The sequence below is a fragment of the Pseudomonas koreensis genome, from assembly GCF_024169245.1.
GTDB classification, from domain to species: Bacteria; Pseudomonadota; Gammaproteobacteria; order Pseudomonadales; family Pseudomonadaceae; genus Aquipseudomonas; species Aquipseudomonas koreensis_F.
On record NZ_JALJWP010000001.1, the window covers coordinates 4845391 to 4859975 of the forward strand.

The following is a 14585-nucleotide window of genomic DNA, read 5'->3' on the forward strand; positions in this document are numbered from 1 at the left end:
GAGCCTGCTCGCGATGACGCCGGTACAGACAACACCATTTCCAGCTACTGTCCAAAGCTAAGGCTGACTGCCGCTCCGCGCATTTTCATCGCCAGAGGTGGCCGGGCGCGGCGTGACGTGCTGATGCCCGGTCGGGTCGTTGAGTTGCACGGCATTACCCTTCTGCCACGCATCGGCCCCTGATGCGACAGGCGCCGCTTTGATCTCGGCGCGGGCCTTTTTCTTCTCGGCGCTGTCAATGCCCAGACGCTGATCGCGCTGACGGACCATTTGCGCATCCGCCTGACCGTCAGCCGTAAAGCCCATCATCAACTGCGGCACGCCCAGTGGCAGCTGCTTGTCCTGATCGGTGTGCCAGGTGTGCCAGGTCTTGCCGTAGGTGTTGGCGAGCTTTTCCATCAGACGGGTTTCCGCCACTTGCGGAATGCCCGGTGCGACCAACTGGCCAGAAGTGACTTCGTGCGCGTGGCTATGCCACAAAGCTTTTTCCTTCGCCGGCAATTGCGTGAAGAGGCGCTGGCTGATGATGTATTCCACGCCCATCAGCTTCGCTTCAGCGGTGTTGCCGTCGTAGATCACGCACTGGAACACTTCCTCGTTGAGCGCCGAGCAGTAGTGATGCGCTTCCATCTGTGCGCCGGGATGGCCGCTGTAGAAATGGAAGCCATCGAGGTACATGTTCAATGCGCGGATCGGCGGTTTGTCCTGCAACCATTGCGCGCCGACTTCGAGCATTTCAGTGTCGGAGGCTTTGGCCTGGCCCGGTGTCTGCACCGGTGACTCGGTGTTGCTCATCGCACAACCGGTCAGCGCGGCGACCATCAAACCGACGGGAACCCAACGTCCCTGCAAGGTTGTATTACGCATTTTTCGCTCCTCGGACATTCAGTGACGGGCGCTTGGGCCCTGTTCTGCAACTGAAAGCAGGAGAACGGCGGAGTTCGAAAAAAAACGCGCGGATCACACTGGAGAGATCGTCGCCAGTACGCCGATCAGGATGGTCAAGGTCAGAAAGCCGCCGAGGAAAATTGCCATCTTGTACATGTTGCGCTCCTTGATGCTGAGTGTGCGGTGCACCGGACGCTTCGGGATGAGGTCGGGGGGTGAATGTCCGCACTGCCCGGGCATTCTGAGGCTGTGGCTGTACTGAATACAGAGGCAGATGAAACAGAAAAATACGGAGCAGATGCGCATCTGATCCGCTTCGGGCATGGACCGGTATTCAGCTTGAAAGTTGACGATCCACTCTGCGCCGGGTTGATCTACAGTCATTGCCGCCAACCACAATAAAAACCGGAGTGACCATGCCCGAACTCGCCTTGCAGCCCAATGTTGCCGAATCCCTCAAGCGCTGGCACGAGATGATCCGCAGCGGCAATCTCGAAGCCCTGCCCGAATTGCTCGATGCCCAAGCCGTGTTCCGCTCGCCGATGGCCCACACGCCCTACCCCGGCGCGCCCGTGGTGGCGATGATCCTCAACACAGTGTTCGAGGTGTTTGAAGATTTCGCTTATCACCGCGAGTTGGCGACGGCGGATGGTCTGAATGTGATTCTGGAGTTCAGCGCCAAAGTCGGCACCAGGGAGCTGAAAGGCATCGACATGATCCGCTTCGACGCCAGCGGCAAGATCGTCGAGTTCGAAGTGATGGTGCGGCCGCTGAGCGGATTGCAGGCACTGGGCGAAGAAATGGGTCGGCGCTTGGGGGCCTATCTCGCGTCGGCAAAAGCCTGAGTCCCCGCCGGACCGTAGGACCGTAGGAGCTGACGAGCAAAAAAACCCACTGACCGTTGCCGGTTCAGTGGGTTTTGTGTGTCAGGGTTCCGGTTACAGAGCCATGTCACGTGCAGCATTTTCCTTCGGCGCTACGGCTTTATCAGCCGCAGGTGCCGCTGGAGCAGCTACCTGACCGATCACTGGAGGCGTCGGCAGTTCGAGGATCTTCGCGGTGTAAGCCCACTCGGCAGCCACTTTGGCCGGATCGCTGTTCAGCTGGGTGCCGTAGCTCGGCACGATCTGGTGCAGCTTGGTCTGCCACTCAGGAGTCGCGACTTTGTCTTTGAAGACTTTCTGCAGCACGCTCAGCATGATCGGTGCAGCAGTCGACGCGCCTGGCGATGCGCCCAGCAGGCCGGCGATCGAGCCGTCTTGCGAAGCAACGATCTCGGTGCCCAGTTTCAGCACGCCACCAGCGGCTTCATCACGCTTGATGATTTGCACGCGCTGGCCGGCTTGCCACAGGCGCCAGTCTTCGGCCTTGGCGTTCGGGAAGTATTCCTTCAGCGCGTTCAGACGATCTTCATCCGACAGCATAAGTTGACCGGCAAGGTACTCGACCAGCGGGTATTCCTTGATGCCGACCTTGGTCATTGGCCAGATGTTGTGGGTGGTGGTGCTGGTCAGCAGGTCGAAGTACGAACCTTCCTTGAGGAACTTGGTGCTGAAGGTCGCGAACGGGCCAAACAGAATGACGCGCTTGCCGTCCAGAACACGGGTGTCCAGGTGCGGAACCGACATCGGTGGCGCGCCAACCGAAGCCTTGCCGTAGGCCTTGGCCAGGTGCTGCTCGGCAATGCTTGGGTTGTCGGTTACCAGGAACGAGCCGCCAACCGGGAAGCCTGCGTATTCCTTGGCTTCAGGAATGCCCGACTTCTGCAGCAGGTGCAAGGCACCGCCGCCAGCGCCGATGAACACAAACTTGGCGTCGGTTTCGGTTTTGCTGCCGTCTTTAAGATTTTTGTAGCTGACACGCCAAGTGCCATCGGCGTTCTTGGTGATGTCTTCGACTTCGCTCGACAGTTTCAGATCGAAGTTAGGCTTGGTCTGCAGGTGAGCGGCGAACTGGCGGGTGATTTCGCCGAAGTTCATGTCCGTACCCAGCGGGCTCCAGGTGGCCGCGATTTTCTGGTTCGGGTCACGCCCTTCCATCATCAGCGGCACCCACTTCTTGATCACCGCCGGATCTTCGGAGTACTGCATGCCGGCGAACAGCGGGCTCGCCTGCAGGGCCTCGTAGCGTTTTTTCAGGAACTTGATGTTGTCATCGCCCCACACGAAGCTCATGTGCGGTGTGGTGTTGATGAACGAGCGAGGGTTCTTCAGCACGCCCTGCTGAACCTGCCACGCCCAGAACTGACGCGACACCTGGAACGCTTCGTTGATCTCGACGGCTTTCGGGATCGTTACGTTGCCCTTGTCGTCTTCCGGGGTGTAGTTCAGCTCGGCGAGGGCCGAGTGACCGGTACCGGCGTTGTTCCAGCCGTTGGAGCTTTCCAGGGCGACACCGTCGAGGCGCTCGACCATCTCCATCGACCAGCTCGGTTCCAGCTCATTGATCCACACACCCAGGGTGGTGCTCATGATGCCGCCGCCGATCAGCAGGACGTCAACTTTCTTCGCTTCGGCAGCATTGGCAGACGACATCCCCATCGCCAAAGCCAGCCCCAGCAAGGCTGTGTTCACTTTCTTAAACATCTGTTGCACCTATGATAAAACGCCTTCCGCCCGTCGTTGTTATCGGTCTGCGTTGCGCTTTGTTGACGCTCAGGCTGGCGTCGCGCAATCCGGCACACTTCAATATTGACGGGTGGGCACACAAGGCCGACATGTGGCATCGACCTCAGTTAATGTCCCTTCTGAACTGACTTCTTATCGTTATTGGCTTCAGCTGCTTGAGCGACAGGGATCCCGTCGGCCCGCCTCAAAGGCAGACCAACCGAATTAGGTCAAAGCAAATTGGCGCGGAGAATATCACGTCAGGCAAACCCGCGCGTCTGTTCCCGCCCCAAGAGTTCTTTCGCTGATGAACTTATCGGCCGTCGGGTGCGAAACATGATGTCAATTACGCATCTCACACACACTTTCGCGGGCCCATTATCGCAATGCGCTGAATCAATCCTTACGGCTCGTTATCCATCAAGAACATATTCTGCTACGTTGTACGATGACTGATGAATTCTCTTCAGTCCTTCCAACCCGATAACAACAAGGAAACAACATGACCAAGTCCCGCCTCCTGATCGGTTTTCTCTGCGCCTTCAGCGCATATGCCATGGCCGCCCCTGCCCCGGCGGAAAAGGAAGTTGCCCAGGCAGTCGACCACCTGACCCAAGCGATGCTGCACAAAGACATCGCCGAACTGAACGCTCTCACCGCGCCGAACCTGACCTACGGCCACTCCAGCGGCAAGATTCAGAACAAGCAGGAATTCATCGCCGACATCGAAACCGGCCGCAGCGCATTCAAGGCGCTGGAGATGCAGAAGCAGACTATCACCCTGTCCGGCGATACCGCCCTGGTGCGCCACCACTTTTCCGCGCAGGCGTTGAAAGGGACCGAGGTGATTCCGACCGAGATCGAGAATTTTCAGATCTGGCAGAAGCAAGGCGGGAAGTGGCTGTTGGTGGGACGGCAGGCGTTCAAATTTTGATTGAGGGCACATTGGCCTGATTCAGTGTTGCCCGAGCTGGCCTCTTCGCGAGCAAGCTCGCTCCCACAGGGTTCGGCGGTGTCGAGTCCTTTGTAGGAGCGAGCCTGCTCGCGATAGCGCCAGTCCAGACAACCAAAAACCCTCATCTGAATATCACAACCGAAACCGATCCACCGACCGCGCCAACTGCCCTGCCAGATTCGACAACTCGTCCGTGGTCGTCGCGGTCTGCCCGATGACACGGCTATTTCCCTCGCTCATTCCGGCAATCATCTCCACCTGATGGGCGATTTCGTTACTGGCCATACTCTGTTCGCCAATCGTGCGAGTGATGTCGTTGACCAGTTGTGTGGTACTCAGCGTGGCATCAAGGATTTCCCGAATCGCTCGCTCGACTTCCGCCGTCACCGCCATGCCCTTGTCGACCTGCGCCACACCCGCCTCCATGCTGCTGACCGCCTCGCGCGTGCTGTTCTGAATACGTGCGACCATCGCGGCGATCTCCTGAGTCGAGGCGCTGGTGCGCGCGGCCAGACTGCGCACTTCATCCGCGACCACGGCGAATCCTCGGCCCTGTTCACCCGCCCGCGCCGCTTCGATCGCGGCGTTGAGGGCCAGCAAATTGGTCTGGTCGGCGATGCTCTTGATCACTTGAATGATATTGAAGATCGCCTCGGATTCCTGATCCAGTGTGCGGATCACCTGCGCCGACTGCTGCGCCGAGCGGGCGATGTCGTCCATATCGCTGACCACTTGGTGAATCACTCCCCCGCCCTCCTTGGCCAGGTTTTCCGCCTGATTGGCCATGCTCAGGGCGCGTTCGGCGTGGCGGGTGATTTCTTCGATGCTGGCGGTCATCTGGCTGGCGGCGGCGGCCATGGTCCCGGCGGCGACGCTTTGTTGCTGGCTGCTGTCCGCGACCTGATGGCAGCCGAGGCTGAGCTGCTCGCTCATGCCGCTGACGCCGTGGGCGTTGCGCCGCACCACGTCGATCATATTGCGCAGATCGCGCTGCATCGTCGCCAGCGTGCGGATCAAGGCACTGGCTTCGTCTTTGCCGCTGGGCTCGACAATCGGTTCGCTGAGATTGCCATGGGCGATGCTTTCGGCGATGTGGCTGGCGGATTTGAGCGGCCCCATGATACTCAGGATCACCCAGCGCCCCTGAATCAGCAGCAGCAACAGACTGACGACCAGCACCACTCCCAGCGCAAGATTGGCGTGGCGGATGGCCGCTTCGGTGCCTTCGCTGGTGTGCAGGGTGTTGTTTTCGATCAGTTCGCTGAGCGCGCCCATCTGCTCTTCGAGCTGAGTGAAGGCGCTATTGAAAGTACCAAGCTGCTGCTGGGCGGCATCCGGATTGTCCAGCGCCACGCCGACGATCTGCTCGGCGGATTTGATGTAGGTATCGAGGCTCGGCTTGATCTGCTCCAGCGCCGTGCGCACCTGCGGATTGATCGGCAGCTTCAGGTTGTCATCCAGCACTTCACGAAAATGCCCAGCGTGCTCGCTGAGCGAATCGCGCACTTCGGTGGCGGTGCCGGTGCTTTTACCCAAACCCACCAGCATCGCCGAATAGACATCGGCGCGCAGGGCGTCGTGCATCATGTCGGCTTCCATGTGATTGCGCAGCGCGCTCATGCTCACCGTGTTATCGCTGACCGCCGTGGCCATCCGCAAATTGCCGACGTAACTGACCAGACTCACGATCAGCGCCGTCAGCAGACTGGTCGCAATCAGCAACACCAAACGCAGTTTGATCGACACCGTGGAATCTCCCCGTGGGCACGCTGGATTGCGCTTGTCGGATTTCAGTTAAGCCTATCTGGATAGAACTGCCGACACAGAGCGTATCGGCTGATGTCAGTGGCGACTTGAATCCGGCAAAACTTTTCAAGCGCAGGCCCAGTCAGACTTTGCAGCGCCGATGGATTACGCTTTCATCGCCGGTTAACCCTGGCGGGCTATGAATCCATCGCTTCGAACATTCATGCAGCTGAAGGAAACGCTTATGAAACGCGCACTGTGGTTTGGCCTGCTCGGCGCCCTGGCAATCGGCACCGCACAGGCGGCAACGGAGAAAGTCGCGATCAATCTGGTCAGCGCCGACGGTGCGCCGCAGACGATCGGTTCGGTCACGGTCAGCGAAACGCCTTACGGTCTGCTGTTTACCCCTGAGCTGAAATCATTGCCGGCCGGCATTCACGGCTTCCATGTCCATGAAAACGGCAGTTGCGAAGCGGGCACCAAAGATGGCGTCAAAGGCGCGGCACTGGCCGCTGGCGGGCACTTCGATCCGGCGAAAACCGGCAAGCATCTTGGCCCGTACGCGGACGGGCATCTGGGTGATCTGCCAGCGGTATATGTGACGACTGACGGTGTCGCCAACTATCCGGTGCTGGCGCCGCGGCTGAAGAAAATCTCCGAGATCAAGGGCCACGCCCTGATGATTCACGCCGGCGGCGATAACCATTCCGACATGCCCAAGCCACTGGGCGGTGGCGGCGACCGCATGGCCTGCGGGGTAATCTGATCCGACTGAGCGGGATAATGCCCTGACCCAAGGCTTTTTTCCGCTCACGGAACTCCAGCGCGCCGATTATCTCTGAAACTATGTAGTCCCTTCTCTTTTTGCTTCGCGCTTGTGGAGGAACACGTCATGCGCAAGTTAGTCCTGATTTCTTCTTTAATGCTTTGCCTGCCAGTCGGTTCGGCGCTGGCCCGCGTTGACGCGGGTGACGTCGCCACCTCCGCAGGTGTCTCCGCGTCGCTGTACTCGACCTTCAAGGATGACAAAATGGTGATTCCGGCCCGTGACGACGTGTCTGCCTTTGTCGCCAGCGGTGGGGCCATTCGTGGGGTTTATCTTGAGTCGGTACTGCAACAGGTGCGTCAGGCCAACCCTGGCTTGAACGCCAGCGATGAAGACCTGGCCAACGCCATTCTGGTGCAATACGAAGGCGTGCATCAGTAGTCATGAGGGAAGCAGCGGCCGATGGACGGCCGCTGAGTGCGCATAGGCAAATATGTCCGACGGCCTCTATGATGGAGGCCATGACGACGACCGTGCCCTTGCGCTCACCCTGCCCACCCGGCGCCTGCATCTGCGGGCGCGACCCGTTGCTGGAAACGCCCGGCGCCGATTTGCGCATTCTGCGCCTGACTCGTGCCGAGGAGAAAATCCTCCTGGCGCGTCTGGAACAACTCAAAAACCTCGACGATCTCAAACGCCTGCAACAGCGCATGTATGAGCAGTTGGGCATTCGCGTCGACGTCGCGCCCGGTTTCAACGAAGTGCGCACCATGCGCGGCATTGCCATTCAGATCGACGATCTGCCGGGGCTGTGCCGCAAGACCCGCGCGGCGATCCCTGCGGCGATTCGCAAAGGCCTGGAAAATCACCCGCAAATCGCCTTCGAACTGCTCAACGCCCACGACTTGCTGCGCGACACCTGATCACTTTTTCATGCCGACCCGTTTGCGCATTTCGGCAGTGATGGTCTGACGGGTTTTCTTCATGTCTGCCCACGGTTCCTCACCAACCTCGGCCAGACGCTCGTGAACATTGTGAATGTTCCACTGATTGCCGCCCTTGAGCTCAGCGACCTCCTCGCGATACACCGGCACCGATACCGGCATGCCTTCACGGGCCCGCGCGGCATAGGCGCAAATGGTGGTTGCGCCGAGACCGTTGCGCAGGTAATCGATGAAGATCCGTCCGACCCGGTTTTTCGGCCCCGACACTGCTGAAATTCGATCGGGCAGCAGGTTGGCCATGTGGCTGACGATGGCGTGACTGAAGTCCTTCACTTCGTCCCAGCCATGTTTGCGTGTCAGTGGCACGACAAGGTGGATACCCTTGCCGCCGCTGGTTTTCAGGAAGGCCTTGAGCCCCAGCTCATCGAGCACGGTGAGGGTCAGCGCGGTGGCTTCGACCATGCTCTTCCATGGCAGCGCCGGATCCGGGTCGAGGTCGAGGACGAAGCGATCGGGCTTGTCCAGATCCACCGTCGTGGCGTTCCAGGTGTGTAGCTCCACGGTGCTCATCTGCACCGCGCCGACCAGCGCTTCGGGGTTGTTGATCATCATCACTGGCTGGCCGGTGACATCCTTGTCCAGAGCAGTGATGCCGGGAATGGCCAGGCGATCGGCGTTCTTCTGAAAAAACAGTTGACCGGCGATGCCGTCCGGCGCACGCACCAGCGCCACCGGGCGATCCTTGAGTTGCGGCAGGATGTATTCGGCAACGCTGGCGTAATACTGCGCCAGCTGCATTTTGGTCGTGCCGCTGACCGCGTCGATCACCCGATCAGGGTGAGTGATGCGCACCTTGCCGCCGGCCAGTCCCGCTTGCGACGGCGCGGTTTCGGCTTTGCTGGCAGCAGCCTTCTTCGCCGGTTTCTTCGCAGCGGGTTTGGTTTTTTCGGTCTTCTCGGATTTTTCGGATTTGGCAGCTTTCACAGGCTTCGCTCGCTCCTCTGTAATGTCCTTGGCCGGTTTGTCATCGCGCAAACCATGGAACACGGCGTGGCGCACCGAGCCGTCCTTGGTCATCTCGGCGAACGCTACTTCCGCCAGCAGTTTCGGCTTCAGCCAATGCACGCCCTTGGCCTCGAAACCACTCGGCGGATTGACCACCGCCGCGCTCTTGGTCTGTAACGGCTTGAGCTGGGCAAGGATGCTTTTCAACGTGGTTTCGTTGAATCCGGTGCCGACCTTGCCGGCATAGCGCAACTCGCCGCTGTCACGGTCGTGCAGGCCCAGCAGCAACGCGCCAAAAGCACTGCGCGCACCTTTGGGATCTGTGTAGCCAACGATGACGAATTCCTGCCGGTGCTTGCACTTGAGCTTGATCCAGTCGCCGCTGCGCCGAGACACATAAGGCGAGCCAAGACGCTTGCCGATCAGGCCTTCCATTTGCATCTGGCAGGCGCTGTTGAGCAACGCATCCGGGGTTTCTTCGAAAGCTTCGGAGAAGCGCAGCGGTGAAGAATCTTTCTGTGCGCCGAGGATGGTGCTCAGCGCCGCACGGCGCTCTTCGACCGGCACATCACGCAGGTCGACACCGTTGAGAAACGGCAAGTCGAACAGGTAATAAACAATGTTGCCGCTACGCCCGGCATCGAAGGCATTCTGCAGCGCCTGAAAATCCGGCACCCCCTGCTCGTTGGCCACCACCATCTCGCCATCGAGCCAAGCCGATTCAAGGCCCAGCGCCGCCAGCGCCTTGGCCTGCTGAGGCAATTTGTGCGTCCAGTCGTGGCCGTTGCGGGTGAACAGTTGTACCTCGTCATGGTCGATCCGCGCCATGATTCGGTAACCGTCGAATTTGATCTCATAGCTCCACTGCCCTTCGGGTGCGCTATCGACCAGCGTCGCCAGCTCCGGTTTGATCAGCGCCGGTAGTTTGGCCTTGCGAGCGCCGGTGAGCTGGCCCGAGGCCTGTTTGCGCGCCTTGGCCGGAGCCTTCTTGACCGGTTTCGCCTGTTCCGCAGCCAGCGTGGGTTTGCCGACAATTGTGCGTTCGCTGAGCACGCTGTCGGGCTCGGCGACCAGCACATCGAAATCATCCTGCGGGCGTGCGGCATTGTCCTGATGCTTGATCAGAAACCATTGTTCTTTCTTGCCCGGCATGTGCGTACGCACCAGATTCCACACGCCGCCGAGCTTCTCGCCTTGTAACTCGAACTTGAGCCGGCCCTTCGCATAGGCCTTGTGCGGATCCTCCAGCGGAATCCACACGCCGCGATCCCAGACGATCACATCGCCGGCGCCGTAATGCCCCTCGGGAATGCTGCCTTCGAACGTCGCGTAATCGAGCGGATGATCCTCGACATGGATCGCCAGACGCTTGACCTTGGGATCCAGCGACGGCCCCTTCGGCACCGCCCAGCTTTTCAGCGCGCCGTCGAGTTCCAGGCGAAAGTCGTAATGCAGGTGCGAAGCGTCGTGCTTCTGGATGCAGAACTGCAACGCGTGATCCTTGGCAGACTTACGCCCCGGGCGCTTGACCGCAGCCGGTTCCGAAGTCGCGGAAAAATCACGCATGCGGTTGTAATCGTCGAGGTTCCTGTTCATGAGCACACCGATGGCAAACGGGTTCTGTTATGCAGAAGAGCGACACGGCGGCGGAAAAATTCAATCGACGTAAAAAAGCCCCGGACGGATGGAGCGGCCGGGGCTTGTAACGACACACCCAGTAATTGCCTGGGCTGGCTAAACAGGGTACAGACGCTAAGGTTTTTTCAGGATCTTGAAAGGGAGGCTATGGAATGCCTGCTGCTGCAAAAGCCTGTCGTCTGAGAAAGGGACGGTACTCTGAAACCGGAAGAATTTATCTGCTTACAGCAGTGGTTAATCAACGTGAGCGTGTTTTTGCCAACTGGCACGACGGTAGATTGGTGGTAAACGACTTGAGACGGTGCAGTGAAGCCGGGTTAGCCACCTCTCTGGCTTGGGTCGTAATGCCAGACCACCTGCATTGGCTCGTTGAGCTTAATGAGGGCTCGCTTGCAGATTTGATTTGTCGCGTTAAATCGCGAAGTTGCCAGGCGTACAACCGAAGACATGGCCGCCAGGGACGATTATGGCAGCGAGGGTATTACGACCGCGCCTTGAGGCGGGATGAAGATCTCAAAGCCGCTGCGCTCTACGTCGTCAAGAATCCTGTGCGAGCCGGTCTGGTGGCGCGCCTCGGGGACTACCCGCTGTGGGACGCAATCTGGCTTTGAAGATCAAAAGATCGCAGCCTTCGGCAGCTCCTACAGTTGCACCGTATTCCAAATGTAGGAGCTGCCGAAGGCTGCGATCTTTCTGGACCGTGAAAACGCTGCGCTTTGTGCGGCAGGAATACTATGCGAGCTGTTTTTGTTGCTCGCTTGGGCGATTAACCTTTTGGTGATGCCACCTGGCTCTGAAGATCAAAAGATCGCAGCCTTCGGCAGCTCCTACAGTTGCACCGTATTTCAAAGGTAGGAGCTGCCGAAGGCTGCGATCTTTATGGATCGTGAAAACGCTGCGCTTTGTGCGGCAGGAATACCGTGCGAGCTGGTTTTGTTGCTCGCCTGGGCGATTAACCTTTTGGTGATGCCACCTGGCTCTGAAGATCAAAAGATCGCAGCCTTCGGCAGCTCCTACCGGTGCACCGTATTTCAAAGGTAGGAGCTGCCGAAGGCTGCGATCTTTCTGGACCGTGAAAACGCTGCGCTTTGTGCGGCAGGAATACTGTGCGAGCTGGTTTTGTTGCGCGCCTGGGCGATTAACCTTTTGGTGATGCCATTTGGCTCTGAAGATCAAAAGATCGCAGCCTTCGGCAGCTCCTACAGGTGCACCGTATTCCAAATGTAGGAGCTGCCGAAGGCTGCGATCTTTTGACGTTGCTTCAGGCTTGTCCTTTCGCCTGTTTTTCCAGATGCACCTGCAGGTCTGGATCGATCTGTAAGGCCGCGGCCAGCTCGTCGAGATAGCTGCGGTCGGCATCCTGTTGGTCGTCCACCAGCATGACGCTGGCCAGATACATTTCGGCGGCTACGGCGGGATCGCCTTCGGCAGATTGCGCGACTTCACCAGGGTCCAGCGGTTTGGCGACTTCGGCGTCGAGCCATTGCTGCAACTGCGGATCCGCGGTGTGTTTGCCGATTTCGCTGCCGATCAGGTGCTTCTCTGCGTCGTCGATACGTCCGTCGGCCTTGGCAGCGGCGATCAAGGCGCGCAGTACCGCGTGGCTGTGGGTTTCGATTTGCGGGCCGGCGAGCAGGTCGGCGGTCTGTGGCAGCTCTTGCGGCGCCTTGCTGGCCTGGCTGCGTTGCCACGCTTGATACGCTTTGTAGGCCATCATGCCCAGCGAAGCGAGGGCCGCGTAATGGGTGCCGCCGGAACGGCTGCGGCTGCCGCCACCGAGGGCGCTTCCCAACCCGCCACCGCCGAGCAAGCCACCCAATAAACCACCCAGACCACCGAGGCCACCCGAAGCAGCCGCGCCCCCCGCGCCGGTCGGACTGCCGCCGCCCAACAGGCCACCGAGCAATCCGCCCAGACCATCTGGGGCCGAAGCCCCTCGTTGTTGCCCCGCCGAGGCCTGGCCTCGCAGCAGTTGTTCAAGCAAATCGCTGGTGTTCATGATGTCATCCTCAGGGCCCCGGCCCGATTGCGTCAGGCAACGATAGACCGACGCGGCCATCGCGCCAGCACCGTTGGGCTGACGCCGGATAATCGATGAATTGCCACCCGAGAAATTTTCCGCAAGCCAGCTAAGATTCAAGGGTGGTGAACCTTATCCCGGCGAAACCGGTCGATAGCTGCAACCCGACCCGGTTTGCCGACGCCCTTCCTGACGATGGGCGATACCCGGCTTGCTTCACTTTCTGGAGAACGCCCCCGTGATATCCACCGTACACATCGCCAGGCTGAAAGCATGGGGCGCCCATGGTTTTACCGCGACCGGCGTGGTCACCGCCTTCCTCGCGACCCTCGCTCTGCTGGAGAACCAGCCGATCCATTGTTTGATGTGGCTGGGCGTGGCCCTGATCGTCGACGGTCTCGACGGCGCATTGGCACGCAAGGTCAACGTGCAATCGGTGTTGCCGAGTTTCGACGGTTCGGTCCTCGATCTGGTGATCGATTACCTGACGTATGTGTTCATCCCGGCACTGTTTATCTACCGCTACATTCCCCTGCCCGATTACACCCTGTTGCTGACGGTATCGGTGATTCTGGTGTCGTCGCTGTTCTGCTTCTGCAACGTCAACATGAAGAGCAAGGACAACTATTTTGTCGGTTTCCCGGCGGCATGGAACGTGGTTGCGTTGTGTCTGTACATCATTGGCCCGGGGCCGTGGATCACCTTCCTGACAGTGATAGGTCTGGCGTTGCTGACGGTGACACGGATGAAGTTCCTGCACCCGTTCCGCGTGCGCCGCTTCATGCCGATCAACATTGCCGTCACCGCGATCTGGCTGCTGTGCAGTTTGTCGCTGGTGCTCAATCACCCGGTGGTCAACCCGATGGTGATGGGTTTGTGGTTGCTGATGTCGGCTTACTTCCTGGGGATCTGCATCTGGCGCACGGCGCTGGAGTGGTTTGATCGCGGCCATTGAAATAAACACCTCCCCCTGTAGGAGTGAGCCTGCTCGCGATAGCGGTGTGTCAGTCGAATGATGTTCAGCTGACACACCGCTATCGCGAGCAGGCTCACTCCTGCAGGGGATGTTCATTTCTCCAGAACTAACGTTTGGTAATCACCACTTCCAGATATTCACTCGGCACCACCAGCGACTCGTCCCCCGCCCGATTCGAGCGATTGAGCAACTCCATCAGATCATCCTCCAGCGCCTGCCCAGCCTCCGGCGACAACACCGCAAAAGCCTTGTGCACCGGCCCGTACCAGTGCCGAAAGATGTCAATGAAATGCGCTGCCGAGCGGTAACGGAAGTTGAAGTGGTTGCGCGTCACGCGTACGACAAAATCGCGATCATCGAACTGCTTGTGCAGCCACGCATCCGAGCCCCAATTCGAGGGAGGCTGTGCAACCGCAGGCGGTGGCAGATGCTGACCGAGGATCTTGAACATCTGCCCGACGAAGCCCTCCGGCGTCCAGTTCGCCATACCGATCCGCCCGCCCCGACGACAGACCCGCCCCAGCTCGGCAGCGGCGGTGACCTGGTCAGGCGCGAACATCACGCCGAACGTCGACAACACGGCGTCGTAGCTTTCATCGGGAAACGGCAGCGCCTCGGCATCGGCCACCTGAAAAATCACCTCCAGATGCTCGGCCCGGGCGCGATCCTGACCACGCTCCAGCAGCGCCGCCACGTAATCGGTCGAGGTCACTACACACCCGCGCCGCGCCGCTGCCAGGGTTGCATTGCCGTTGCCAGCAGCGACATCCAACACCTGTTCATCGCAGCGCAGATCGCAGGCCTCGGCGAGGCTTTCGCCGACGATTTGCAATGTGGTGCCGATCACGGCGTAGTCGCCACTGGCCCAAGCGACTTTCTGACGTTCCTTCAGGGCAGTGAGATCAATCGGGGTACTCATGACAGCGAGCTCCGTGGCAGAGAGAATGCACAGGCTGCGACGCGGACCGTGCTTGCTCACTATCGCGCCGAGGCTGCCCGGCGTCCCTGTCAATCGTCCGGCAACCCCGTAAACCGGGCACT

14 protein-coding genes are annotated in these 14585 nt (G+C 59.6%); 7 read left to right on the forward strand and 7 right to left on the reverse strand.

Features of this window, described 5'->3' with window-relative positions:
- Nucleotides 1-57 precede the first annotated feature (57 nt).
- Together J2Y90_RS21330 and J2Y90_RS21335 are read right to left on the reverse strand one after the other, a co-directional pair.
- Nucleotides 58-867 carry an OBAP family protein gene (locus J2Y90_RS21330; RefSeq protein WP_429461780.1) on the reverse strand — a complete coding sequence of 270 codons (810 nt, stop codon included), beginning with the start codon at nucleotides 865-867 and terminating at the stop codon, nucleotides 58-60.
- Nucleotides 868-960: 93 nt separating this feature from the next.
- A complete protein-coding gene (locus J2Y90_RS21335; RefSeq protein ID WP_253502869.1) occupies nucleotides 961-1272 on the reverse strand; it encodes a hypothetical protein in 312 nt (103 codons plus the stop codon).
- A 32-nt stretch (nucleotides 1273-1304) separates the two neighbouring features.
- Here J2Y90_RS21335 and J2Y90_RS21340 point away from each other — a divergent pair, with 32 nt between their 5' ends.
- Nucleotides 1305-1733 carry a nuclear transport factor 2 family protein gene (locus J2Y90_RS21340; protein WP_253502871.1) on the forward strand — a complete coding sequence of 143 codons (429 nt, stop codon included), beginning with the start codon at nucleotides 1305-1307 and terminating at the stop codon, nucleotides 1731-1733.
- Nucleotides 1734-1826: 93 nt separating this feature from the next.
- Here the strand turns inward: J2Y90_RS21340 and mqo are convergent, their stop codons facing one another.
- Nucleotides 1827-3473, reverse strand: a complete 1647-nt coding sequence (gene mqo, locus J2Y90_RS21345; RefSeq protein ID WP_064363529.1) for a malate dehydrogenase (quinone) — start codon at nucleotides 3471-3473, stop codon at nucleotides 1827-1829.
- A gap of 523 nt (nucleotides 3474-3996) precedes the next feature.
- Between mqo and J2Y90_RS21350 the strand changes: the two genes are divergently transcribed.
- Nucleotides 3997-4428: a nuclear transport factor 2 family protein gene (locus tag J2Y90_RS21350; RefSeq protein ID WP_253502874.1), complete on the forward strand. Its 432-nt coding sequence runs from the start codon at nucleotides 3997-3999 to the stop codon at nucleotides 4426-4428.
- 153 nt (nucleotides 4429-4581) lie between these two features.
- Here the strand turns inward: J2Y90_RS21350 and J2Y90_RS21355 are convergent, their stop codons facing one another.
- Complete coding sequence (locus J2Y90_RS21355; RefSeq protein WP_253502877.1) at nucleotides 4582-6195, reverse strand: methyl-accepting chemotaxis protein; 1614 nt, start codon at nucleotides 6193-6195, stop codon at nucleotides 4582-4584.
- A gap of 244 nt (nucleotides 6196-6439) precedes the next feature.
- Here J2Y90_RS21355 and sodC point away from each other — a divergent pair, with 244 nt between their 5' ends.
- The 3 genes from sodC to J2Y90_RS21370 all read left to right on the forward strand — a co-directional run bounded on the left by sodC (nucleotide 6440) and on the right by J2Y90_RS21370 (nucleotide 7884).
- Entirely contained in the window at nucleotides 6440-6961 is a 522-nt protein-coding gene (sodC, locus tag J2Y90_RS21360) for a superoxide dismutase [Cu-Zn] SodC (RefSeq protein ID WP_253502880.1), read from the forward strand.
- A gap of 126 nt (nucleotides 6962-7087) precedes the next feature.
- Entirely contained in the window at nucleotides 7088-7402 is a 315-nt protein-coding gene (locus J2Y90_RS21365) for a DUF2388 domain-containing protein (RefSeq protein ID WP_039762352.1), read from the forward strand.
- Nucleotides 7403-7482: 80 nt separating this feature from the next.
- On the forward strand, nucleotides 7483-7884 hold the full coding sequence (locus tag J2Y90_RS21370; RefSeq protein WP_253502883.1) for a hypothetical protein: 402 nt from the start codon (nucleotides 7483-7485) through the stop codon (nucleotides 7882-7884).
- Here J2Y90_RS21370 and ligD read toward each other — a convergent pair whose 3' ends face one another.
- Nucleotides 7885-10506: a DNA ligase D gene (gene ligD, locus J2Y90_RS21375; RefSeq protein ID WP_253502885.1), complete on the reverse strand. Its 2622-nt coding sequence runs from the start codon at nucleotides 10504-10506 to the stop codon at nucleotides 7885-7887.
- A gap of 194 nt (nucleotides 10507-10700) precedes the next feature.
- Here ligD and J2Y90_RS21380 point away from each other — a divergent pair, with 194 nt between their 5' ends.
- Nucleotides 10701-11159, forward strand: a complete 459-nt coding sequence (locus J2Y90_RS21380; protein WP_253502888.1) for an REP-associated tyrosine transposase — start codon at nucleotides 10701-10703, stop codon at nucleotides 11157-11159.
- A gap of 650 nt (nucleotides 11160-11809) precedes the next feature.
- On the opposite strand, the gene J2Y90_RS21385 is transcribed toward J2Y90_RS21380, so the two are convergent.
- Complete coding sequence (locus tag J2Y90_RS21385; protein ID WP_253502891.1) at nucleotides 11810-12547, reverse strand: tellurite resistance TerB family protein; 738 nt, start codon at nucleotides 12545-12547, stop codon at nucleotides 11810-11812.
- Nucleotides 12548-12806: 259 nt separating this feature from the next.
- Here J2Y90_RS21385 and pcsA point away from each other — a divergent pair, with 259 nt between their 5' ends.
- Nucleotides 12807-13523, forward strand: a complete 717-nt coding sequence (gene pcsA, locus J2Y90_RS21390) for a phosphatidylcholine synthase (protein WP_253502893.1) — start codon at nucleotides 12807-12809, stop codon at nucleotides 13521-13523.
- Between the two features lie 127 nt (nucleotides 13524-13650).
- On the opposite strand, the gene J2Y90_RS21395 is transcribed toward pcsA, so the two are convergent.
- The gene (locus tag J2Y90_RS21395) at nucleotides 13651-14463 is read right to left on the reverse strand and encodes a class I SAM-dependent methyltransferase (RefSeq protein ID WP_253502896.1); all 813 of its coding nucleotides are present in this window, start codon (nucleotides 14461-14463) and stop codon (nucleotides 13651-13653) included.
- Between the last annotated feature and the right edge of the window lie 122 nt (nucleotides 14464-14585).